The 22,923-nt window shown below is 63.4% G+C and carries 22 protein-coding genes; 16 read left to right on the top strand and 6 right to left on the bottom strand.

Going from position 1 to position 22,923, the window contains the following annotated elements; genetic code table 11:
* Positions 1 to 6: 6 nt before the first annotated feature.
* Positions 7 to 1,107: a hypothetical protein gene (locus ASC97_RS12930; RefSeq protein ID WP_057469350.1), complete on the bottom strand. Its 1,101-nt coding sequence runs from the start codon at positions 1,105 to 1,107 to the stop codon at positions 7 to 9.
* A 113-nt stretch (positions 1,108 to 1,220) separates the two neighbouring features.
* Here ASC97_RS12930 and ASC97_RS12925 point away from each other — a divergent pair, with 113 nt between their 5' ends.
* From ASC97_RS12925 to ASC97_RS12915, 3 genes are all read left to right on the top strand, one after another.
* A complete protein-coding gene (locus tag ASC97_RS12925; protein ID WP_057468725.1) occupies positions 1,221 to 1,805 on the top strand; it encodes a nitroreductase family protein in 585 nt (194 codons plus the stop codon).
* Positions 1,805 to 2,407 carry a flavin reductase family protein gene (locus ASC97_RS12920; RefSeq protein ID WP_057468724.1) on the top strand — a complete coding sequence of 201 codons (603 nt, stop codon included), beginning with the start codon at positions 1,805 to 1,807 and terminating at the stop codon, positions 2,405 to 2,407. The genes ASC97_RS12925 and ASC97_RS12920 overlap by 1 nt, the downstream gene beginning before the upstream one ends.
* 112 nt (positions 2,408 to 2,519) lie before the next feature.
* Entirely contained in the window at positions 2,520 to 3,659 is a 1,140-nt protein-coding gene (locus ASC97_RS12915; RefSeq protein WP_057469349.1) for a DUF2336 domain-containing protein, read from the top strand.
* On the opposite strand, the gene ASC97_RS12910 is transcribed toward ASC97_RS12915, so the two are convergent.
* Complete coding sequence (locus ASC97_RS12910) at positions 3,656 to 4,069, bottom strand: hypothetical protein (protein WP_057468723.1); 414 nt, start codon at positions 4,067 to 4,069, stop codon at positions 3,656 to 3,658. The genes ASC97_RS12915 and ASC97_RS12910 overlap by 4 nt on opposite strands.
* Positions 4,070 to 4,194: 125 nt before the next feature.
* Between ASC97_RS12910 and ASC97_RS12905 the strand changes: the two genes are divergently transcribed.
* Complete coding sequence (locus tag ASC97_RS12905; protein ID WP_057468722.1) at positions 4,195 to 4,653, top strand: GNAT family N-acetyltransferase; 459 nt, start codon at positions 4,195 to 4,197, stop codon at positions 4,651 to 4,653.
* Here the strand turns inward: ASC97_RS12905 and ASC97_RS12900 are convergent, their stop codons facing one another.
* Complete coding sequence (locus tag ASC97_RS12900; RefSeq protein WP_057468721.1) at positions 4,654 to 5,847, bottom strand: AI-2E family transporter; 1,194 nt, start codon at positions 5,845 to 5,847, stop codon at positions 4,654 to 4,656.
* Positions 5,848 to 6,035: 188 nt separating this feature from the next.
* Between ASC97_RS12900 and ASC97_RS12895 the strand changes: the two genes are divergently transcribed.
* On the top strand, positions 6,036 to 6,680 hold the full coding sequence (locus ASC97_RS12895) for a GntR family transcriptional regulator (protein ID WP_338012526.1): 645 nt from the start codon (positions 6,036 to 6,038) through the stop codon (positions 6,678 to 6,680).
* A gap of 2 nt (positions 6,681 to 6,682) precedes the next feature.
* Entirely contained in the window at positions 6,683 to 7,138 is a 456-nt protein-coding gene (locus ASC97_RS12890; protein ID WP_057468720.1) for an OsmC family protein, read from the top strand.
* Positions 7,139 to 7,141: 3 nt separating this feature from the next.
* Here ASC97_RS12890 and parE read toward each other — a convergent pair whose 3' ends face one another.
* On the bottom strand, positions 7,142 to 9,238 hold the full coding sequence (gene parE, locus ASC97_RS12885) for a DNA topoisomerase IV subunit B (protein WP_057468719.1): 2,097 nt from the start codon (positions 9,236 to 9,238) through the stop codon (positions 7,142 to 7,144).
* Between the two features lie 218 nt (positions 9,239 to 9,456).
* Between parE and ASC97_RS12880 the strand changes: the two genes are divergently transcribed.
* The 4 genes from ASC97_RS12880 to ASC97_RS12865 all read left to right on the top strand — a co-directional run bounded on the left by ASC97_RS12880 (position 9,457) and on the right by ASC97_RS12865 (position 13,737).
* On the top strand, positions 9,457 to 10,341 hold the full coding sequence (locus ASC97_RS12880; RefSeq protein WP_057469347.1) for a phospholipase: 885 nt from the start codon (positions 9,457 to 9,459) through the stop codon (positions 10,339 to 10,341).
* Positions 10,342 to 10,523: 182 nt separating this feature from the next.
* On the top strand, positions 10,524 to 11,294 hold the full coding sequence (gene tpiA / locus ASC97_RS12875; RefSeq protein WP_057468718.1) for a triose-phosphate isomerase: 771 nt from the start codon (positions 10,524 to 10,526) through the stop codon (positions 11,292 to 11,294).
* 105 nt (positions 11,295 to 11,399) lie between these two features.
* Entirely contained in the window at positions 11,400 to 11,924 is a 525-nt protein-coding gene (gene secG, locus ASC97_RS12870; RefSeq protein ID WP_057468717.1) for a preprotein translocase subunit SecG, read from the top strand.
* A gap of 184 nt (positions 11,925 to 12,108) precedes the next feature.
* A complete protein-coding gene (locus ASC97_RS12865) occupies positions 12,109 to 13,737 on the top strand; it encodes a CTP synthase (protein WP_057468716.1) in 1,629 nt (542 codons plus the stop codon).
* Positions 13,738 to 13,849: 112 nt separating this feature from the next.
* On the opposite strand, the gene ASC97_RS12860 is transcribed toward ASC97_RS12865, so the two are convergent.
* The gene (locus ASC97_RS12860) at positions 13,850 to 14,938 is read right to left on the bottom strand and encodes a citrate synthase/methylcitrate synthase (protein WP_057468715.1); all 1,089 of its coding nucleotides are present in this window, start codon (positions 14,936 to 14,938) and stop codon (positions 13,850 to 13,852) included.
* 81 nt (positions 14,939 to 15,019) lie between these two features.
* Between ASC97_RS12860 and ASC97_RS12855 the strand changes: the two genes are divergently transcribed.
* The 6 genes from ASC97_RS12855 to ASC97_RS12830 all read left to right on the top strand — a co-directional run bounded on the left by ASC97_RS12855 (position 15,020) and on the right by ASC97_RS12830 (position 21,854).
* Positions 15,020 to 16,159, top strand: coding sequence for a citrate synthase (locus ASC97_RS12855; protein ID WP_057468714.1), 1,140 nt, complete (start codon positions 15,020 to 15,022; stop codon positions 16,157 to 16,159).
* A gap of 115 nt (positions 16,160 to 16,274) precedes the next feature.
* Positions 16,275 to 16,802, top strand: a complete 528-nt coding sequence (locus tag ASC97_RS12850; protein WP_443216746.1) for a FecR domain-containing protein — start codon at positions 16,275 to 16,277, stop codon at positions 16,800 to 16,802.
* 6 nt (positions 16,803 to 16,808) lie between these two features.
* The gene (locus ASC97_RS12845; RefSeq protein ID WP_057468713.1) at positions 16,809 to 18,668 is read left to right on the top strand and encodes a CHASE2 domain-containing protein; all 1,860 of its coding nucleotides are present in this window, start codon (positions 16,809 to 16,811) and stop codon (positions 18,666 to 18,668) included.
* A gap of 98 nt (positions 18,669 to 18,766) precedes the next feature.
* Positions 18,767 to 20,680: a DEAD/DEAH box helicase gene (locus tag ASC97_RS12840; RefSeq protein WP_057468712.1), complete on the top strand. Its 1,914-nt coding sequence runs from the start codon at positions 18,767 to 18,769 to the stop codon at positions 20,678 to 20,680.
* A gap of 32 nt (positions 20,681 to 20,712) precedes the next feature.
* Positions 20,713 to 21,144, top strand: coding sequence for a GNAT family N-acetyltransferase (locus ASC97_RS12835; RefSeq protein WP_057468711.1), 432 nt, complete (start codon positions 20,713 to 20,715; stop codon positions 21,142 to 21,144).
* Positions 21,145 to 21,170: 26 nt separating this feature from the next.
* On the top strand, positions 21,171 to 21,854 hold the full coding sequence (locus tag ASC97_RS12830) for a class I SAM-dependent methyltransferase (RefSeq protein ID WP_057468710.1): 684 nt from the start codon (positions 21,171 to 21,173) through the stop codon (positions 21,852 to 21,854).
* Between the two features lie 8 nt (positions 21,855 to 21,862).
* Here the strand turns inward: ASC97_RS12830 and ASC97_RS12825 are convergent, their stop codons facing one another.
* Entirely contained in the window at positions 21,863 to 22,285 is a 423-nt protein-coding gene (locus ASC97_RS12825; protein ID WP_244481455.1) for an ACT domain-containing protein, read from the bottom strand.
* Between the last annotated feature and the right edge of the window lie 638 nt (positions 22,286 to 22,923).

Raw genomic sequence — 22,923 nt, 5'->3', positions numbered from 1 at the left:
CTTCGTTCAGTCGGAGTCTTGGCCGCCCGGTGCGCCGCCCTGCAACTGATCGTAGGAGGGAAGCGGTGCCTGCTGTTGTGGTTGGTCGGCCTGAGCCTGCCCCTGCTGTTCCGGCGGAATCTGCTGCACCGTCGTTGCCGCGGCGCTCGGCTGTTCCGGCTGCACGTCCTTCATCAGAACTTCGACATCGGTATTCTTGCCGGCCTCGACCTTGAAGTCGCGCTGGTAGATCTTGTCCTTGTTGCGGGCGACCGCGGAGTATTCGCCCTCCGCAAGCACCATCGTCGGAAACGCGCTCACGCTTTCGCCGACGCTGTCGCCCGCCGCCGTCAGGATCGACCACGCCGTATCGGCAATCGCTTCGCCTCCCTGTTCGGACACGAGCTTGAACGTGATCTGCGCGGCCTTGTGCTGGATCGTCGCTTCCGTCAGCTTGCCGGCTTCCACCTGAATGTCGGCCCGGACGGAGGCGTTGGTTTCGCCATACTCCGACACCACGTGGTAGGTGCCTGCGTTCAGCCGAACCACCGTATTCGGTGGCACATCTGCCATGACCAGTCCGCGCTCGCCGTCCTCGCGCACATCGGCTGAATAGATCGAGAAGCTGAGCTGATCGGGGCGAATGCGCATGTCGGAGCCCGACACCGCGTTCAGCAGCAGGCCCCCTGCCTCGAGAACCATCGTCTGTTTCTCGACCGAACCGCTCTCGGGAACCGTCAGCTTTCGGGTAACGCCCGCACGGCCAAAGGAGACGTTGACGAAATAGTCGCCGGCTGCGAGCTGGAAGTCAGCGGAGCCGCCCTGCGAACTGGCAATCAGCGGCAGCTTGCCGTCATTTCCCGCAATCGGGCTGAAAACGTACCAGGACAGGCCGTCCTGCACGGGATCGCCGTTTGCGGTGAGCTTCGCCTCCAGCGCGACCGCGTGCAACTTCGAGCCTTCCGGCGTCGTTCCCGGCGCGATGAAAGCGTTGAGTTTCGGCATCTTTGCCGTGGTGTCGAGCTGCTTGAAATCATTAAAGGCGCCTTGTGCTCCGGCGCCCAGGGGCATCACGGCGACCAACACCACGGCAAGACTCAAGCGCGCGAAAGGCAAAATGCCGAGCATGTGTTTTGTGAACCAATTGACATCTGAAATCACAGAGGCCACTTCAAGACCAACGCGATGGCAAATTCAAGACCCATCCCCCACACTGCGACGAAAATGAAAGCTTCTTCCCTATGAGATCCGATATCAAGCTGATCGACTACCTCGGCGTGCGCCGCTCCATCCCTGCCTTCCAGATGTCCGAGCCCGGTCCCGAAAAGGTTGAAATTGAAGAAATTCTGCGGCTTGCATCGCGCGTGCCCGACCACGGGAAACTGGCGCCGTGGCGCTTCGTCGTCTATCGCGGAGAAGAACGTGCCCGTATCAGCGAGGAGCTGTTGAAACTCGCGCTCGCGGCAAAGCCGGATCTGTCGGATGAGATGATCCAGGTGGAGCGCACCCGCCTCACGCGTGCGCCCGTCGTTGTCGCCGTCGTCAGCAAGGCCGGACCGCACACAAAGATCCCAGAATGGGAGCAACTGATGTCTGCCGGCGCTGTCTGCCTGAACATCATCTTCGCGGCCAACGCCCATGGCTGGGTCGCCAACTGGCTCACCGAATGGTTCGCCTACGATGAGCGCGCCTATCCGGTTCTCGGCGTCCAGCCTGGGGAGAAAATTGCCGGCTTCATTCATATCGGCTCGACTGCTGTCCCTGCCATCGAGCGCCCGCGCCCGGAGCTGACGCAGACGGTGACCTGGGTCGGCGGGGAGGACTGATGTTCTACACCACCGACACAAACCGGCACGGCCTGGCGCATGATCCCTTCAAGGCGATCGTGTCGCCACGTCCGATCGGCTGGATCGGCAGCCGGGGAAGCGATGGCTCGCTCAATCTCGCGCCGTATTCCTTCTTCAACGCCGTCTCCGATCGGCCAAAGCTGGTGATGTTTTCCTCCAGCGGGCGCAAGCACAGCCAGCGCAACGCGGCCGAAACCGGCGAATTCACCTGCAACTTCGTCAGCCGGAACATTGTCGAGCAGATGAATATCTCGTCGGCGGCAGTGCCCTACGGCGTTGACGAGTTCGCGCTGTCCGGCCTCACGGCGAAGAGTGGCGAACTCGTGGCAGCGCCTTATGTGGCGGAAGCCTTCGCGGTGCTGGAATGCAAGGTAACCGATATCCTGGAGCCGAAATCGCTCTCGGGGGACCCCTCCGAGAATGTCATGGTTTTCGGCGAGGTGGTTGCCATTCACATTGATGAGGCGATCGTCCGGAACGGTCGGCTGGACATGGCGCTTGCAAGACCCGTGGCTCGCCTGGGCTACATGGATTACAGCGAAAGCAGCGAAGTCTTCGAAATGTTCCGGCCGCAGCTCTGACGGCGCCCCGGAAGTTAATAAACATGATGAACCAATCATAAACTTTTTGCCGCTACCGTCATCCTCAACGATTGGAGTGCGAAGGAATCGCGCTCGAGTATTGGGGTTGGCGGTGATCGTAGAGGCATTTCTTCGTTGGGTTGAGACCGCCAAGACCGGAGATAGGGCGCGGGCTGCAAACGCCCTCGGCCGAGCCTATCTGCAGTCCGACATGTCGCTCGATGAGCGCCACGCCGCCGAGATGGCGATGACTTTTCTGCTCGACGATCCGTCGCCGAAGGTTCGCCTGGCTCTGGCCGAGGCAATTGCCTGGTCGCCGGAAGCGCCGCGCGCCGTCATGCTTTCGCTGGCTGCAGACCAGCCTGAAATCGCCTGCCACGCCGTCACCTGTTCGCCGCTCCTGTCCGACACCGATCTTGTCGACCTGGCCGCCCGCGGCAGTTCGCTGACGCGCATGCTGATCGCTGCACGCGTCTCGATCTCGCGCCCTGTTTCGGCGGCGCTGGCGGAAATCGGCGGGGAGGAGGAAGTTCTTTGCCTGCTGGAAAACGAGGGGGCGGCCATCGCTCCGTGCTCGCTCAAGCGCATCGCGGAACGGCTTGGCTGCTGCTGCGATATCCGCAACCTGCTCCTCGACCGTTATGATCTGCCCGCGGACGCGCGCCATCTGTTGACCCAGCACGTCAGCAACGCTCTGATCAATCTGCCGCTTGCACAGGCGGCCATCGGCACAAGTCGCCTGCATCGCATCGCACGGGAAGCGACAGAAGCCGCCATCGTCTCGATTGCGGGTGAGATCGCGCCGGGGGAGATTTGCGATCTGGTGGAGCATCTGCGCGTCAGCGGCCGGCTGACACCGTCATTCCTGATGCATACGCTCTGCTCCGGCAAGGTGGAGTTCTTCGCTGCCGCTATCGTCAATCTTACCGGGTGCGACGAACGGCGTGTGCGCTCGATATTGGCGACGGGACGCATGCACGCCGTCCGCGCGCTCTACGAATCATCTGGCCTTGCCCGCGAGATCAGCGTCGTCTTCGTCGAGGCTACGCTCCTGTGGCGCGATGCATCCAGAAAGACATCCGGAACCATGCTGGCGAATGTCTGCGGCCGGCTTCTCGACCGCTTCCGCCACCGCGACAGCGCGCATGCTGCGGTTCAGGAGCTTCTCGAGATGGTCGAGAAGCTGCATGTCGCCGAGCAGCGCCAGTCTGCGCGGGGCTATGCGCAGATGACATCGCTCGCCGCGGCTTAGTGGCCGAGACGCTTGACGACCCAGGAATAGCTCCCCGATACGAAATGGACCGGCGTTGCGAGTGCCGATTTCATGGCATCGCCGGAGGGCAGATGTTCGCGCACCCGCGCTGCCACCCGGTCGGCAAAGCCCGAGACCCCGCCTTGTGCGTCCGTTTCCGCTTGCGCTACAGGCGCCGGCGCGGATGCGACGATCTTCGGTAGCTCCGGCGCAGATGCGGGCTTCGGCGGTTCGCAAACGGCAATCACGGTGGGGTAGCTGATGCTCGTATAGTGCCTCAGCTGCTTCTCGGACTCGGCGTCGCACATCGCGACCGTTTCCCAGTGCTTGTCGACGGTGGCGACATAATTGCACTGCGTGACGGAGTCGTTGCATCCGAGAATGGTCATGGCGATCAGGACCGCTTGCATATTTATGCCTTTGCAATATTGACACTATTGCTCTCTTAGAGAACTCAATTTCAACCGAAAGAAGGCTGCGGCATGAACTTGCGCCGTGCCGACATGCAATCTTTCAAATGCCGCAGGGAAATACCTTGTCAGTTACAGTCGCACTGGAATCGCCGCGCCAGCACGGCGTCATTCGCCTGCTCGAATTGTCGGACGCCTATGCGCAGTCGCTCTATCCTCCGGAAAGCAACCACCTCGTCGATCTTTCGACGCTTGAGAAACCGTCCGTCAGCTTTTTCGTCGCGCGAAATGGCGAAGCGATCGTCGGTTGCTGCGCTCTGGTCGAGGCTGGAGACGGAACAGCCGAGATCAAACGGATGTTCGTCGATCCTGAGGCGCGGGGCCTAAAGGTCGCCAGCAAGCTGATGCACGCGTTGGAAGCGCTCGCGGTGGACAGGAAGCTTGTTGCCATCCAGCTCGAGACCGGTATCTACCAGCCGGAGGCCATCGGTCTCTACCGCAAGTATGGTTACGAGGAAATCGAGCCGTTCGGAAGCTATCTGCCCGATCCGCTCAGCCTGTTCATGGAAAAGCGGCTCCGCTGATCAGCCTTCGGCCGCCCGCTGGGTTGGCGGAGCCTGCTCGTCGATCATGACCTGCGGGCCGACGGCGCCTTCATGGTCCGCGTTGCGCACCTCGTGCATCCATTCGCGCCAGATGGCGACGAGCAGGGCCATGAGCACCGGGCCGATGAAAAGTCCGAGAAAGCCCATGGTTTTCACGCCGCCGATCAGGCCGAAAAAGGTAGGCAGGAAAGGTAGCTTGATCGGACCGCCGACAAGCTTCGGACGCAACGTCTTGTCGACGATGAAAAGTTCGACCGTGCCCCATACGAACAGGCTGATGCCCGCCACGTGGGAGCCGCTGGCAAGCAGGTAGACGGAGACGAGCGTGAAGGATAGCGGCGCGCCGCCCGGTATCAGCGCCATGATGCCCGTGAGCACGCCGAGCGTGACGGGTGAGGGCACGCCTGCGATCCAGTAGGCGACGCCCAGCACGATACCCTCGCCGATCGCAATCAGCGTCATCCCCATCACCGTGGAACTGATCGTGGCCGGCACGACTCGGGAAATCCGCTCCCATCGATTGGGCAGAATTCGCTCGCCGAGCATGTCGATCTGGCGGGAGAAGGACGCACCGTCGCGATAGACGAAGAAAAGCGCGATCAGCATGAACAGCAGCGTCAGGAGAAGATGGAAAGCACCTCCGCCGGCCGCCAGAAGGGCACGATAGATGCTGCCGATATTGGCGCCGCTGATTGCCTGAATGAGCTCGCCCATTGTACCCGGGCTGCCGATATACTTGCTCCAGAGTTCGTCGAGATAGGGTCCGGCAAAGGGCAGGGCGAGGATCCACTGCGGCGTCGGCGCGCCGAACCGGTTGGCGTGGACCAGCCAGGCGACCCACTCACGCACTTCGCCGGTGGTGTAGGTCACCGCGAGCACGATCGGAATCACGAGGAAGGTAACGATCAGCACGATCGCGATCGTCGCAGCGATTGTCGTGTTGCCGCCGACCCGGACGAGTAGCCGCCGGTAGAGCGGCCAACTGGCGAAGCCGATCACCAGTGCGGCAAGGACAGGCACGGCAAAGCCGTAGAAGAAATAGACGCCGGCTGCGACGACAAGGATCAGGAGCCAGCGTGCGGCCGAGATCGAGGGGATCAGCGGTGTGCGCGCGGGAGTGGATGGACCGAGCCACCGCGACTCTCTCTGGACATTGTTGTTCGGAAGGCTCACGTCGTCTTTTTCCCCATTTTTATGCTAAGGATATGGGCCATGCGTCTCTCGGGCGCAAGCGTCATCGCTGATTTATACGCGGCCCGCCCGGCGGCGACACCGGCAATCGGCACTACGCTGAATAACCGCGCTTTCCGCAATCAATATGACAAAAATCCTTCGACATCGTTGCTGAACCAGATTTTTGCATGTACTTTGGATCCATGGGTACAAACGAAATCGTTGTCGTGCTCCGACGTGAAATCGAAGGCGGTATGCTGGCGCCGGGCGCCGTCCTCAAGCAGGAACTGCTGGCGGAACGTTTCGGCGTCAGCCGCCAGCCCGTGCGCCACGCGTTGGATAGGTTGTTGGCGTCCGGGCTGCTCGATCGGCGTCCGGACAGAAGCCTTGCCGTCGCGGGCCTGAGCGAGGAACAGGCGCGTGAACTTGCGCAGATCCGTGCCTCGCTCGAGCGGACGGCGCTGCGCGCGTCGCTGCCCGCACTGACCGATAGCGATCTGCGCAAGGCGCGCCGCCTGAACGAGGATCTGGTCGAGGAAGAGGATCCCCGGACGCTGGAAGAGCTCGATATCGAGTTTCACTGCACGCTTTACAAACGATGCGGCAATGCCCGCCTTCTCGCCATGATCGACAACCTGCGCCGCGAGTCGCGCCGCGCCTATGCGCGCCAGCCGAAAGGCTCCGATGAGCGGTTCATCCTGCACGCCGAGCACCGTGCCATCGTCGATGCCTGCGAGCGTCGCGATATCTCCGCGGCCCTCACCGAGTTGTCGCACCACCTTCAGTTGACCACGGCGCGCCTGACGCGCCAGGACGTGAACCGGGGAGAATGACAATGACCACGTTTTCAGCAAGGGTGGCCTGGGCGCGCGGCGAAGGCAGCTTTACAGACGGGCGCTACAGCCGCGGCCATAGCTGGACATTCGACGGCGGCCTCACCGTTCCGGCCTCGGCCTCGCCGCACAACGTCCCGCTGCCCTATGCGGTTGCCGAGAACGTCGATCCGGAGGAGGCCTATGTCGCGGCGCTGTCCAGCTGCCACATGCTCTTCTATCTCTGGATAGCATCGAAGAAGCGCATCGGGATCGAGAGTTACGTGGACGACGCGATCGGTCTTATGGAAACGATCGAAGGCAAGACCCTGGTCAGCCGCGTCGACCTGAGACCCCGTGTCGTCTATTCAGGCGATGCGCCCACGCGGGAAGCCGAGGAAGATATGCACCACCAGGCGCACGACCTCTGCTTCCTCGCCAATTCCGTCAAAACAGTAATCGAAGTCCGGCTCGACTGATCGTCAGATATCGAGATTCTCGGCAAACGCGGCGCGATCCTGGATGAACCGGAAGCGGGCTTCCGGCTTCGTACCCATGAGGTCGTCGACTGCCGTGCGGGTTCCCTCGAAATCCACCTCGTCGATCAGCACACGCAGCAGCGTTCGCTTGCGCGGATCCATGGTGGTTTCCTTGAGCTGCGCCGGGAGCATCTCGCCGAGGCCTTTGAAGCGGCTGATCTCGACCTTCGTCTTGCCCTTGAATTCCGTCTCCATCAGCTCCTGCCGGTGGGCGTCGTCGCGGGCGTAGGCGGATTTGGCGCCCTGCGTGATTTTGTAGAGCGGTGGCACGGCGAGGAACAGATGGCCGCCGCGCACGAGCTCCGGAATCTCCTGGTAGAAGAACGTGATCAGCAGCGAAGCGATGTGGGCGCCGTCGACGTCGGCATCGGTCATGACGATGATGCGTTCGTAGCGAAGGTCTTCCTCACGATATTTCGAGCGTGTGCCGCATCCGAGTGCCTGGATGAGATCGGCAAGCTGCTGGTTGGCGCCGAGCTTTTCGCGCCCGGCGCTGGCGACGTTCAGGATCTTGCCGCGCAGCGGAAGAATGGCCTGGTTGGCGCGGTTGCGCGCCTGCTTGGCGGATCCGCCTGCCGAGTCACCTTCGACGATGAAGAGTTCGGCGCCCTGTGCGGTGTTCTGCGCGCAGTCGGCAAGCTTGCCCGGCAGGCGCAGCTTGCGCACGGCGGTCTTGCGGTTGACTTCCTTTTCCTTGCGACGGCGCAAGCGCTCCTCGGCGCGCTCGATGACCCAGTCGAGCAGCTTGGCCGCCTCGTTGGGGTTGTCGGCAAGATAGTGGTCGAACGGGTCGCGCAACGCGTTTTCGACAATGCGCTGGGCCTCCACCGTCGCCAGCTTGTCCTTCGTCTGGCCAACGAACTCGGGCTCGCGAATGAACACCGAGATCATGCCGACAGCCGAGATCATCACGTCGTCGGTGTTGATCTGTGCAGCGCGCTTGTTCTGCGTCAGTTCGGCATAGTTCTTCAAGCCCTTGGTCAGCGCAATGCGCAGGCCCGCCTCGTGCGTGCCGCCTTCGGTCGTCGGGATCGTATTGCAATACGAATGAACCTGCGGGTCGCCGCCATACCAGGTGATCGCCCATTCGAGCGAGCCGTGGCCGCTGGTCTTCTCGGTCTTGCCTGCGAAGATTTCGCGGGTGACGGTGAATTCCTTGCCCATCGTCGCCTGGAGATAATCCTTCAGGCCGCCGGGGAAGTGGAAGACCGCCTTGTCGGGGATGTCGGAACCCGGCGGGAGGACGCCTTCCTCGCAGCTCCAGCGAATCTCGACGCCGCCGAAGAGGTAGGCTTTCGAGCGCGCCATGCGGAACACGCGCCCCGCATCGAATTTGGCGTGTTCGCCGAAGATCTGCGGATCGGGATGGAACCGGGTGCGCGTGCCGCGCCGGTTATGCACGTCGCCGAGCTCTTCCAGTCCGCCCAGGGGCAGGCCGCGGGAGAAGCGTTGACGATAGAGCTTGCGGTTGCGCGCCACCTCCACTTCGAGCACGTCGGAGAGCGCGTTGACGACCGAGATGCCAACGCCGTGCAGGCCGCCGGACGTTTCGTAGGCCTTGCCGTCGAACTTGCCGCCGGCATGCAGCTTGGTCATGATCACTTCGAGCGTGGACTTTCCCGGAACCTGCGGATGGTTCTCGACCGGGATGCCGCGCCCGTTGTCGCTGACCGTCAGATAGCCTTCGAGATCGAGATAGACTTCGATGAAATTGGCGTGGCCGGCCACCGCTTCGTCCATCGAGTTGTCGATGACTTCGGCAAACAGGTGGTGCAGCGCCTTCTCATCGGTGCCGCCGATATACATGCCGGGACGCATGCGGACGGGCTCGAGGCCTTCCAGAACGCGAATGGAGGCGGCTCCGTAGTCCTCGGAGGCCGAACTCGTCGGTGCCGGTCGCGACATCGCGGCAGAAGTGGAGGCGGAATGCGCCGCAGATGCAGCCGGTGCAGGCTTTGCAGCCGGCTCGGTCGCCTTGGGCGCATCCTCCTGCTTTGCTGTCAGGGGCAATCCGGAAAAGAGGTCGTTGCTATCGTCCATGGGGCCGTTCAGATCTTTATCCTGTCGTGGGCAAGCTGCTTACGCCTGGGCCTGACCCAAAATCACCGCATTTGATGTCACGTTTGCGAATCAGGCAAAGTTTGCCAGAAAGCACCTCGATACGCGACGCCGCTTTATCCGGCGGACTTTCTCACGAAATGGTTTGCGTTGAAGGTGGCGGAATGGCAAGCGGCCATAGGCCCCAGGGAACCATGCGCATGCGAATGTCCACAAGTCATTGCACCACTATCGCCGCAATTGCGGCCTTTTTCATGATGGCGACCGGAGAAGCAAGGTCAGCCGACCGCCTGCCGCCCTACAAGGACGATCTGTTTTCCACACAAAAAGTCCTGCAGACCGGCGACGACGGTGCCTTCGACGTCATCGAATACGACGAAATGCGTGACATCAACGGCCGCGACCAGATCCCTGAAAAGCGCGCACAGCAGAAGTACGTATCGCTCGGCGTCCGCAAGGTCCAGGCCGACGAGACCCTCTCGCTCGACGGGCAGAGGCTCGATGTCACCAGGGTGGGACAGGCTGCGGGTGCGGCCTTCACCGTCATCTTCGTCCACGGGCGAAACGGCGACCGGCGGCTCGGAGCCAACGACTATACGTTCGGCGGCAACTTCAATCGCCTGAAGAACCTGGTTGCCGGCAGTGACGGGGTCTATTACTCGCCGACGGTCAAGACGTTCGACAGCGATGGCGTCGCTGCAATCGCCGGCCTGATCCGCTACGCGAGCCAGCAATCTCCCGGCAAGCCGGTATTCCTGGCATGCGCCTCGATGGGCAGCCAGGTCTGCTGGGGCGTCAGCCGTGATGCGGACAGCGTCAAGCGACTGAACGGCATGGTAATCATGAGCGGCGTTTCCGATCCCGATTTCATCAAGAGCGCCTTCTACAGGGCAAGGTTGCCGCTCTGGTTCGTCCATGGCAGCCGCGATCCGGTCTACCCGGCAGGCGACCAGCAGGCGCTGTACGAGAAGCTCCACAAGGCGGGCTATCCCGCGCATTTCACCCTTTACCAGACCGGCAATCACGGAACGCCGATCCGCATGATCGACTGGCGACGCGCCCTGAACTGGCTTCTGGCCTCCTGAACCGAAGGGGGCGGGGGAGTGCCGTCCCATCGGGCGATCGGACTTTAGGCAATGCCGCACCCCAATTTTAAGCATTTGCGCTGCAAATCGCCCTTATTTCCCTTAGGTAAGGGTCCAAAACCTTTTCATTGCCGTAGGCTTTTGCTAAGGCCGCTGGATACGGAAAAATTGGGAAGGCTGGCATGACCCCTGACGTGCGCCCGCTTGTGGCGGGAAACTGGAAAATGAACGGCACGCGTGCCTCACTCGACCAGATCAAAGCGATTGCCGCGGGCGTAGACGGCCCCATTTCCGCGAAGGTTGAAGCGCTGATTTGCCCGCCGGCCACGCTGCTTTACGTCGCCACCGCACTGTGCACGGATAGCCCGCTCGCCATCGGTGCACAGGATTGCCACCAGAACCCCTCGGGGGCTCATACCGGCGATATTTCCGCCGAGATGATCGCAGATTGCTTCGGCACCCACGTCATCGTCGGCCATTCGGAGCGCCGCACCGACCACGCCGAGACCGACCATCTCGTCCGCGCCAAGGCGGAAGCCGCGTTTGCAGCGGAGTTGACGGCCATCATCTGCATCGGCGAGACGGCGGACGAACGCAAGGCGGGCCAGACGCTCGATATCGTCAAGCGCCAGCTGTCCGCGTCCGTCCCGGAAAGCGCCACGCCTGAAAACACCGTGATCGCCTACGAACCCGTCTGGGCGATCGGAACCGGTGTCACGCCGACCGTGCAGGACGTCGAGAAGGCGCATGCCTTCATGCGTTCGGAACTGGTCGCCCGTTTTGGCGCCAACGGCAAGAAGATCCGCATCCTTTACGGCGGCTCCGTCAAGCCCAGCAATGCCAAGGAGCTTATGGGCGTCGAGAACGTCGACGGCGCATTGATCGGTGGCGCGAGCTTGAAAGCGACGGATTTCCTCGCCATCTACGGCGCATACGAAGCGCTACTTGCTTAGGGCCGTGTATATTCCGGCCCCAAGGGCTTGGAATAGCCGACTACCTCATGTAAAGAGCGCCAGAATTTTACTTTATGCCTGCTTTGCGCGGGCAGGACTGGACCCATGCAGACCGTATTGATTGTCATTCATCTCATGATCGTGCTGGCGCTTGTCGGCGTCGTGCTCATTCAGCGCTCGGAAGGCGGCGGTCTCGGTATCGGCGGCGGTTCGGGCTTCATGTCTGCCCGCGGTACGGCCAATGCGCTGACCCGCACGACCGCGATCCTTGCGACGCTGTTCTTCATCACGTCCCTCGGTCTCGGCATCCTGAACCGCTACGAAGCGCGCCCGACGGACATCCTGAACCGTATTCCGGCAACGGGCGGGCAGGGCAACGGCATTCTTGATTCGCTCGGCGGCCAGAATGGCGCTGCCGCTCCGGCAACGGCGCCTGCCCAGCAGGGCAACGGCGTTCCGACCGGCGGCGACGCCCCTGCGGCACCGGCAGCAAGCGCTCCCGCCGCAACGGCTCCTGCAGCGCCAGCTGCTCCGGCGGCACCCGCCACTCAAACTGCTCCGGCAGCACCGCAGACGACCGCGCCGGCTGCTCCGGCGCAGGCTCCCGCGACCGTCCCCAGCGGGCAGTAAGCGGCAGAAGACTTAAACCGCCGGCAGGCCCTCGGGTCTGCCGGTTTTCTTTTGTTCAGATTTCGCCACGCAGCACATGCATCGACGATGCAACGAGAATGCTGTGAAAATTAAAGCCCTAAAGTTCAGGAAATGAATTTTAGGGCTGGTGGAATCGTTTTTGAAAAGGTATCCGGTGGCTCCCATGGCGCGATACGTATTCATCACTGGCGGCGTGGTTTCCTCTCTCGGTAAAGGAATTGCGGCCGCGGCTCTCGGAGCGTTGCTGCAGTCCCGTGGTTATCGGGTGCGGCTTCGCAAGCTAGATCCCTATTTGAACGTGGACCCGGGCACTATGAGCCCGACCCAGCACGGCGAAGTCTTCGTCACCGACGACGGTGCGGAAACCGATCTCGATCTTGGCCATTACGAGCGCTTTACAGGGCGTTCGGCGACCAAGACCGACAACATCACCACCGGCCGAATCTACAAGAACATCATCGACAAGGAACGCCGCGGCGATTACCTCGGCGCAACCGTCCAGGTTATTCCGCACGTTACCAACGAGATCAAGGATTTCGTGGTCGAAGGCAACGACGATTATGATTTCGTGATCTGCGAGATCGGGGGGACGGTCGGCGACATCGAGGCGATGCCGTTCATGGAGGCGATCCGCCAGCTCGGCAACGATTTGCCGCGCGGCGCCGCGATCTACGTCCACTTGACGCTGATGCCCTATATTCCGGCAGCGGGCGAGCTGAAGACGAAGCCGACGCAGCACTCGGTCAAGGAGTTGCAGGCGCTGGGTATTCACCCGGACATCCTGCTCGTTCGCGCCGACCGTGAAATTCCGGAAGCCGAGCGCCGCAAGCTCTCGCTCTTCTGCAACGTGCGTCCGTCGGCCGTCATCCAGGCGCTCGACGTTGCCAACATCTACGACGTGCCGATCGCCTACCACAAGGAAGGCCTCGACAACGAGGTTCTGGCCGCCTTCGGCATCGAACCGGCGCCGAAGCCCCGCCTCGATCAGTGGGAAGAGGTCTGCAATCGCATCCGCACGCCGGAAGGCGAGGTCACGATCGCAATCGTCGGCAAGTACACGGGCCTCAAGGATGCTTACAAGTCGCTGATCGAAGCGCTGCACCACGGCGGCATCGCCAACCGCGTCAAGGTCAACCTCGAGTGGATCGAATCGGAAGTCTTCGAAAAGGAAGACCCGGCGCCGTACCTCGAGAAAGTTCACGGAATCCTGGTTCCAGGCGGCTTTGGCGAGCGCGGCTCCGAAGGCAAGATCCATGCGGCCCGCTTTGCGCGTGAACGCAAGGTGCCGTATTTCGGCATCTGCTTCGGCATGCAGATGGCGGTCATCGAGGCTGCCCGCAACCTCGCCGGCGTCGAGAATGCCTCGTCGACGGAATTCGGTTCGACCAAGGAACCGGTTGTCGGCCTGATGACGGAGTGGGTGAAGGGCAACGAGCTGCAGAAGCGCAACGCGGCTGGAGACCTCGGCGGCACGATGCGCCTTGGCGCCTACAAGGCGGCCTTGAAGAAGGGCACGAAGATTTCGGATATCTACGGATCGACCGATATCTCCGAGCGCCACCGTCACCGCTACGAAGTCAACGTCGACTACAAGGACCGGCTGGAAAACTGCGGCCTCGTCTTCTCCGGCATGTCGCCGGACGGCGTGCTGCCTGAAACCGTCGAGTATCCGGATCATCCCTGGTTCATCGGCGTCCAGTACCACCCGGAACTGAAGAGCCGTCCACTCGATCCGCATCCGCTCTTTGCGAGCTTCATCGAAGCGGCGACCGAGCAGAGCCGGTTGGTCTGAGCAGACATCGTTTTCGGTTTGGCAAGAGTTCGCCCCGCAGCAACGCTGCGGGGTTTTCGTTTATCGCCTTGCCGGCTCTCGAAAGCTGTCCGATCGCCACAGGATTGAGGAGCTATGCCGCCTGCGGCAGCGGCCCGACATAGACCGATCGCGGCCGGATCAGCCGGCCGTTCAGCGCCTGTTCGCGGGCATGAGCAATCCAGCCGACGGTCCGGCCGATCGCAAAGACCCCGGTGAACGCCTCTCGCGGAAAGCCCAGCGCATCCAGCAAAAGCGCGGTGTAGAACTCGACGTTGACGTCGAGGGGCCGGTCCGGCTTGCGCTCCCGCAGGATGGCGATGGCGGCTTGCTCGACGGTCTCCGCAAGCGCGATGCGGCGGCTGTCGACCTGGCCCGTGGCGATGAGCGGCTTTAGCGCGCCTTTCAGCGCGTCGGCGCGCGGATCGCGAACGCGGTAGATGCGGTGGCCGAAACCCATCAGCCGCTCGCCGCGGTCGAGCGCATTCCCAAGCCACGCATGCGCATTCTCCTCACAGTCGATCTCGTCGAACATGTCGAGCACCGGCCCGGGTGCGCCGCCGTGCAGCGGCCCCTTGAGCGCGCTGATCGCGGCGAGAACCGAAGAGGTGAGGCCGGCCCGGGTGGAGGCGATGACCCGCGAGGCGAATGTCGAGGCGTTGAGGCCGTGGTCCGAAATCGTCACCAGATACGCATCGAGCGCAGCCACCTGCTCGGCGCTTGGGCGGACTCCGGTCAGCATGCGAAGGATATCGGCGGAATGGGTCAGGGACGGATCGGGCTCCAGGGCTTGTCCGCCGGCCTGAAGCCGCAGGATGGCGGGCAGGAACACGGCTGGCGCAGCCATCAGTTGCAGCGCCGTGTCGAAATCCTCGCCGTCCGCCAACCGGGCAATCAGCGCTCGCACGGCATCGACCGGCGGCAGCGCCAGCAACGCCGCGTCGGCGGCAGCGACGTGGGCGAAAACGCTCTCCCGCGCTTGGCCGAGCTTTGGTCTCAACTGGTTGCCGTCGAAATGCTTCTCCGTCAGTCCGTCGAGCAGAAGTGCTGCAACGCTCTCGTAGGTCTGTGTGAGGACCAAATGGTCGAGCGATACCCCGCGGATGATCAGTCGCCCCGCTTCCCCGTCCACATCAGAGAGCTGCGTTTCCGCAGCGATGACATCTTCCAAGCCGTTCTTCATGGTGTTTCTCCTTTACGGCATGAAGGATCGGACCTAGATTAATTGACGTCAATCTTGACGCAATAGATCAATGTGTGAGCGATGTCCTGGCTTTCGACGGAAATGGCGCTTGAGAAACTCGGAACCAAGCCGCAGACGCTGTACGCCAATGTCAGCCGGGGCCGCATTCGCGCCAAGGCCGATCCCGCCGACCCGCGCCGCAGCCTCTACAATGCCGCCGACGTCGCGCGCCTTGCGGAGCGGCATGCAGGGCGACGAAAGGCCGAGACAGTCGCGGCGGAGACGATCCAGTGGGGCGACCCGGTTTTGCCCTCGGCGATCTCCACGATCGTGGAAGGGCGCCTCTACTATCGCGGACACGATGCCGCCGCCTGGGCGGAGCATGCCACGCTGGAGGAGACGGCGGCGCTTCTCTGGGATGCGGGTGCGATCGGATTGGATCCCGGAGAGGCTCGTGACGAAACGTCCCCCCGGATATCGGAGGCCTTCGTAAGGCTTGCCCAGCGCGCGGCCGTCGATCTGCCGGCTCTCGGTCGTTCGCGATCCGCTCTCGCAACAGAGGCCGCCAAGGTGCTGTCTACTGTCGCCGTGGCGCTGGCGCCTGGGCGAAACGACGACGCGCCGATGCATGAGCGCCTGGCACGCGGCTGGAAACGGCCGGAGGCGGCAGATCCGATTCGCCGCGCCCTGGTGCTGGCCGCCGAGCATGAGTTGAATGTCTCTGCCTTTGCTGCGCGGGTGACGGCGTCTTCGGGTGCTTCGCTTGCGGCAGCCACGCTTTCAGGCCTCTCGACGTTGTCGGGCCCGCGCCATGGTGGTGCGTGGCAAAGCGCAGTGCGCCTTGCCGAACAGGCCGGAACCCTCGGCGCGCGGGAGGCAATTCGAGCGACCTTGGCGACCGAAGGCGTCGTGAGGCCGTTCGGTCACCAGCTTTATCCGCAGGGCGACATGCGCGCCAGGGCGATCATGGCGGCGTTCGAGGTTCCGGCGCTTTATGTCGCGTTGGCCGAGACCGGCGAGGAGTTGCTGGGCGAGGCCGCCAATATCGATTTCGCGCTGGCGGCGATGGCCGCTGCCTTCGATCTGCCACTCGATGCGCCATTGGTCGTCTTTGCGCTGTCCAGGTCCACGGGCTGGTTGGCGCATGCGATGGAGCAGGTTTTGGCTGGCCATCTGATCCGCCCAAGGGCGCGCTACACGGGCGTGCCGATCCAGACGTAGGCCCCCCGTGATCCCAGCCTGCGGCGAGGCATGTTTTTAGCATGCGTTGTGAAACAATCGGCGTATTATGGCCGCGCCGGTTCGCACCGGCGTCATGACGGGGGCGTTCATGCGGATCGATACGTGGTTTCCCATTGCTCTTTCGGCGGCGTTCGCCGCGGCCCTGCTTCTGGCGCCAGGGCGCGCGTCCGCGCAATCGAGCGGATGCACGATGGAGCGTGTGGGGGGTACCTCCCGCCAGATCATGCGCTGTGCCGATGGTGTTACCATCACGGCCGAGGGTGGCGCGCGTTTCAATCTCATCGACCGCAATCGAGATGGCCGTCCGGATGCAGTATCGCTGCGCAACAAGGCCGTGCTCGTCGATGTCGATGGCGCGAGGCGCGCTCGGGGCTTCCAGGTGCTGACGCCGCAGGCGATCGCGGCCGTTCGCGGGACGCGCTGGGCTGTCGACGTGAAGAATGGCACGACGGCCGTCTTTGTCGTCCGCGGCCGTGTAGCCGTTGGCCGGCTCGCATCGCGGCAGACCGTGGTCCTGTCGGTAGGCGAGGGCGTTGACGTTACGGCAGGCACTGGCCCGCTGACGGTTCGCCGCTGGCCGCCGGCGCGCGCGGCAGCCCTGCTTGCCCGGCTCGGCCAGTAGTCGCCCATGCAGTCCAGGAGGCTTCTGATTGCCACAGCGCTGGTCGTCGCCGTCGTCTGGGGCGGCACGCTCGGCTACATGCATCTCGGCGGCAAAGCCGGTTTCCTCGATCGCATCGAGGCGTCGCTGACCGATCTCAGGAGCCTTGCTCTCGGGACGAGGACGCCGCCGCCGATCGTCAGCATCGTTGCCATCGACAACCGCACCGCGTCGACCAATGGCTATCCACTGAACCGTGCAACGCTTGCCCGCCTGATCGATGTCATCGCCTCGTTGAAGCCGAAAGTGGTGGCGCTCGACCTTCTTCTCGTCGATCCGGGACCTGAGGAGGGCGATGACGCCCTTGCCGCTGCACTCAGACAGGTTCCCTGCGTCATCGCCGCGGCCGGCGTCTTTCCCGAAAGTACCCAGTCGGTGATACGCGACGACAACGATCCGCTGGCGGCGATCCCCATCGCGAGTCAGATGCTGCTGCCGCTTGACCGTTTCGCCGACGCAGCTGCAACCGGTGTCGTCAACGTCTCCACCGATCAGACCGGAACGCCGCGCTATATTCCCCTCATCTCGCGCGGCGCAGATCGTGTCGACCAGTCTTTTCCGCTGCGCACAGCATCGATCGCGCTCGGGATCAATCCGGCTTTCTCGCCGGCTGGACTGTCGCTGGGCGACCGTCACCTGCCGACCGATGGCGGGCAGCGGCTGCCGCTGACCTTCTACGGCCCGCATGGCACGATCCCGACCTACAGCGCCGCTGACGCACTTGAAGGCAAATTGCCGGCCAAGGCGGTGGAAGGACGGGTTGTCGTCATCGGATCCACCGTTACCGGCGGCGGCGACGTATTCCCGACGCCGTTCGATCCCGTTTTGCCGGGGGTGGAGGTGATGTCCACCGCGATAACGCAGCTGATCGCCGGCGACGCTCTCGTCAGAGACCACGCGGTCCGCTTGCTCGATGCCACCGCTTCCGTTGCCCTGCCGGTGTTGTTGATCGGTCTTCTCGCATGGCGCCGCAGCGCGCTCGGATACGCGACCATTGCGGCCGTTGCACTGACCTGGGCGGCGCTCAACCTGCTGGCGTTTGCCCACGGCTACTGGTTCAGCGCGGCATTGCCTGTGGCCGCGATCTTGCCTCCGGTGCTTCTTTTCGGTGCCATGGAGCTGTGGTTCGACCGCATCCGGGCCACGCGCTTCGCAGCGGAAAGCGACCTGCTGCAGCGTATCGAGGCGCCCGGGCTCGGCGAATGGCTGGCGCGCGACCCGAACTTTCTTCAGGAGCCCGTCCGGCAGGACGCAGCCGTCGTCTTCGTCGACCTGTCGGGATTCACCGGACTGAGCGAGGCGATCGGCGTGACGAACGTCCGCGAAGTGCTGAGTGGCTTCTTCGAACTGTTGGACGACGAGGCACGCGCCCACGGCGGCGCGATCACCAGCTTCATGGGGGATGGCGCCATGATTCTGTTTGGTTTGCCGCACGCAGCCGGTGACGACGCGGCGCGGGCGGCTGCCTGCGCGGTCGCCCTCTGCCGCCGGATGCGCGGCTGGCTTTCCGTCCATCCCGTGCTCGCTGGCCGGACGATCGGCTTCAAGGTCGGGGCTCATTGCGGACCGGTCGTCGCCTCGCGTCTCGGCACCGGCACCCGCCAGCAGATTACGGCGACCGGCGATACGGTGAACGTCGCAAGCCGGCTGATGGAAGTGGCCGCGGCGCACCGCGTCGAGCTGGCCTTGAGCACGGCGTTGATGCAGGCTGCTGGTCCGGACGCGGCACCGCTGCACTCCGGCCGGCTGGACGGTCCGGAGGCGGCAGCAATTCGCGGAAGAGCCGAAAGTGTCGATGTCTGGTTGTGGCAAGGACATCCGCTTTGACATTTGCCGCCTGACGAAGTAGGAACAGCGCAACTTTTCAACCGGCAAGCTCCGGCCACGGCGTGCGATACGCCTGAAAATTCCGAAAGACAGACAAGATGACAGATTTCAGCGGCGTCGCTCCGGCGATCGCCAAGGCGTTGGTCAAGCGCGGTTACACCGATCTGACCCCGGTTCAAAAATCCATGCTCGACCCGGCTCTCGCCGCTTCGGATGCGCTCGTTTCCGCCCAGACCGGCTCCGGCAAGACCGTTGCCTTCGGTCTGGCGCTGGCGCCGACGCTGCTCGAAGGCGAGGAGCGCTTCGAGCCCGCCGCCGAGCCGCTCGCTCTGGTGATTGCGCCGACGCGCGAACTGGCGCTGCAGGTCAAGCGCGAGCTGGAATGGCTGTACGAGATGACCGGCGCCGTGATCGTCAGCTGCGTTGGTGGCATGGATATCCGCAGCGAGCGCCGTGCGCTCGAACGCGGCGCTCATATCGTCGTCGGCACGCCCGGCCGCCTCTGCGACCACATCCGCCGCAAGGCGTTCAACATGTCGCGCCTGAAGGCGGTCGTGCTCGACGAGGCCGACGAAATGCTCGACCTCGGCTTCCGCGAAGACCTCGAGTTCATTCTCGAAGCATCGCCCGATGACCGCCGCACGCTGATGTTCTCCGCAACGGTCCCGGCCGCCATTGCCAAGCTTGCCAAGAGCTACCAGAGGAACGCCGTGCGCGTCGCGACGACGGCTGAAGAAAAGCAGCACGTCGATATCGAATACCGTGCACTGGCCGTCGCCCCGAGCGACCGCGAGAATGCGATCATCAACGTCCTTCGCTACTACGAAGCGACCAACGCGATCGTCTTCTGCTCGACGCGTGCCGCAGTCAATCACCTGACTGCCCGCTTCCACAATCGCAATTTCAACGTCGTCGCCCTGTCGGGAGAGCTGACGCAGAGCGAGCGTACCCACGCGCTGCAGGCGATGCGCGACGGCCGCGCCCGCGTCTGCATCGCAACCGACGTCGCCGCCCGCGGCATCGACCTGCCAGGCCTCGATCTCGTCATCCATGCGGACCTGCCGACCAATTCCGACACCTTGCTTCATCGCAGCGGTCGTACCGGTCGTGCCGGCCGCAAGGGCGTCAGCGCACTGATCGTGCCGCTCAACGCCCGCCGCAAGGCCGAGCGTCTGCTCGACAATGCCGGCATCTCGGCAGCCTGGGCCCGCCCGCCATCCGCCGAAGAGGTTACAGCGCGCGACGAGGAACGTCTGCTGGCCGATCCGATTTTCGAGGAGGCACCCCGCGAGGAAGAACAGGATCTGGTCAAGCGCCTTCTCGCCGCCCACGGGGCCGAGAAGCTCGCGACGGCCTTCGTCAGTCTCTACCGGTCCAACCAATCTGCGCCCGAGGACCTGATCGAGGTTTCGGTACAGGATGGACCTCGCAAGCGTCGCGACAACGCCGATGGCCCGCGTGAGCCCAGCCAGAAAGGTCCGCGCGACGATTTCGGTTCGAGCGTGTGGTTCTCCATCTCCGTCGGGCGCAAGCAGAATGCCGAGCCGCGCTGGCTGATCCCGATGCTCTGCCGCAACGGCAACGTCACCAAGCGTGAAATCGGCGCGATCAAGATGCAGCAGGACGAGACCTTTGTGGAGATCGCGGCCGACAGCGCCGACGCCTTCCTGCAGTCGATCGGCCCGAACAAGGCGCTGGAACGCGGCATCCGCGTGACTCAGCTGAACGGTACGCCCGACTTCAACAAGTCCGCGCCGTCCAAGCCCTACGCCGCCAAGAAGCCATACGACGACCGCCGCGACGAACGTCCGAAGGACGGCTTCAAGAAGGGTCCGCGCAGCGATGCGGCACCCGCCGCCGGCGAGCGCGACAGCAAGCCCTGGGCCAAGAAGCCGGGCAAGTTCGAAGGCCAGCCGAAATTCGAAGGCAAACCCAAGTTCGAGGGTAAGCCCAAGTTCGAGGGTAAGCCGGGCAACGGTCCGAAGCCCAAGTTCGCCAAGAAGAAGGGCTGAGCCCAGCAGCCGAGGACGGCAAGGAGGATGCGATGGCAGATGCAGTGGTTCTGACGGTTCCGGTCTTCAGCACCCTTTGCAACGAAGCCTTCAGGCTCCGGCGTGCCGTCTTCGTCGTCGAGCAGAAGGTGCCGCCCGACGAGGAGTTCGACGGCGATGACCTGACCGCGCACCACGTCGTGGCGGTGATGGACGGTGAGGTTCGCGGCACCCTGCGCGTTGTCCACGCTGGCGAGCACGTCAAGATCGGCCGTGTTGCCGTCGACATGGCCGCGCGCGGCCACGGCATTGCCAGCGCAATGATTGCCCACGCGATGAACGAGCACCGTGGGGCTTGCGACAACCGCTTCTACCTGACTGCCCAGAGCGACAAGGTGGCACTCTACGAACGCTTCGGATTCACCGCCTATGGCGACGAGTTTCTCGATGGCGGAATGCCGCATCTCGCAATGAAGAACTACTGACCCGGGGGCCGGGCGTGGACGAGGGGATGCCACGTCGGCGCTGCGACGAGAGCCTCCAGCCGTCCATCGCGGACATCAGAGCTTTCATCGCTGCCAATCTGCATCTCAGGCCCGCGCCGACGCTGCCGGATATCCTCCTCTATACCGCGCATCCGGCAAGCGGCCTGTCCCGGCTCGGAGCCGGCAACGCGGACGATCCGCCACCCTATTGGGCCTACGGCTGGGCCGGCGGCACGGTGCTGGCCAATCACCTGTTCAGCGAACCGGGATGCGTACGCGGCCGCCGCGTCCTCGATCTCGGCGCGGGCTCGGGTATCGTTGCGATCGCGGCTGCGAAGTGCGGCGCGGCGAGCGTCTCTGCCGCCGATATCGACCCCAACGCGATCGCGGCAATCGGCCTCAACGCCGCGGCAAATGACGTCCGCGTTGACGTGCTGCATGCCGATCTTCTGTCCGCTGCGCCCCCCGACGTGGATTTCGTTCTCGCCGGCGACGTCTTTTACGAGCAAGGCCTTGCGACCAGGATGCTCGCCTTTCTCGGCAATTGCCGGGCAGCGGGCATCGACGTACTGATCGGCGATCCCCGCAGGACGCCGTTGCCGCAGGAGAAACTGCGCCTCGTGGCCGAATATCCGGTACCGGATTTCGGCAATGGCTCCGGGGGCGGGGCAACGCTCGGCGGCATCTTCACCATCGACTTTGCGGGTTGAGAACGCACTCAGGTCGCGGACGCGGCCGCCTGCAACGCCTTGAGGATCTCCATTGCCGGGCCGGCCTTGTCCGACGGAACGAAGACGTGGTCGTGGTGATAGGCCGCGACCATGTTGCAGGCAATACCCGCCCGGCTTAGCGCCGAAGCCACCGCGGCAGTAAGGCCGACGCCCTCCAGCGACGAGAAGACTTCGAGAACGATGCGGCGCATCGGCACGCCGCAGTCGAAGCCGAACGCGGCCGCATCGTCACGGCCAAGAATGAGCGACACGCCCTCGGCCTCGCGAAACCATGCCAGGGCAACCACGCTCCCACGCACGGCCAGCGGCTCGTCGACGGTGGTGCAGAACACGAATTCCCCTGGCGCGAGGGTCGGTGTCATGCCCGCAAGCATGCTCTGCGTATCGCGAACCGTCCGCTGCGTCTCCATCACTCGTCTCCATGACTCTGATGCAGCATCCTAGCATGAATGCCGCCGGGTCGGGCGCCGATCGCGGTTCGCGACCTCCACTCTCGCTTTGTGCCGTGCACGGGAATGAGGGAGGGATGTTGACGTTCGTTGAGCAGATTCAGTAACCTGGACAAGGCCCCTGCCACCTTTTCCTCGACTGACAGGGCCTCATCCACCATCTCCACCTCATTCCTGTGCTCGTCACAGGAATCCAGCCACGGCGCGTCGCCGCCGCGAATGACACGTCCTTTTGTCGTCGGACAAAGCATTTTCCGCACCCAAGGACTTGGGCGCACTGGATTCCTGTGACGAGCACAGGAATGAGGTTGGTGTGGGCGTAGGGACGACGTGAAGAGCACCCGAATGAGGAGGATGGTCCTGCAAGGAAGAGTGAACATAATCAATTATTTATCCGAAATATCGCGCCCGATCATCTCCGCTCCCCGCACCCGTATCCATAATCTCCGCGTCCCGTCGTCGGATACACCGCAAGGCGTTGCGGCGAGGCGGGATCTGCGCGGGGCGTGGGGGGAGGACGCAAAACCTCAGGCACCGGGTTTTGCAGAAAATGGTCCCCCTCCGGAGACGGCGGCGCTCTGCGCCTGAGCTCCGGACGT

The sequence above is a fragment of the Rhizobium sp. Root1203 genome, assembly GCF_001424945.1.
Lineage (GTDB): Bacteria > Pseudomonadota > Alphaproteobacteria > Rhizobiales > Rhizobiaceae > Rhizobium.
Note: the sequence above shows the minus strand (reverse complement) of the source record. Positions and strands in the feature narration are given on the sequence as shown.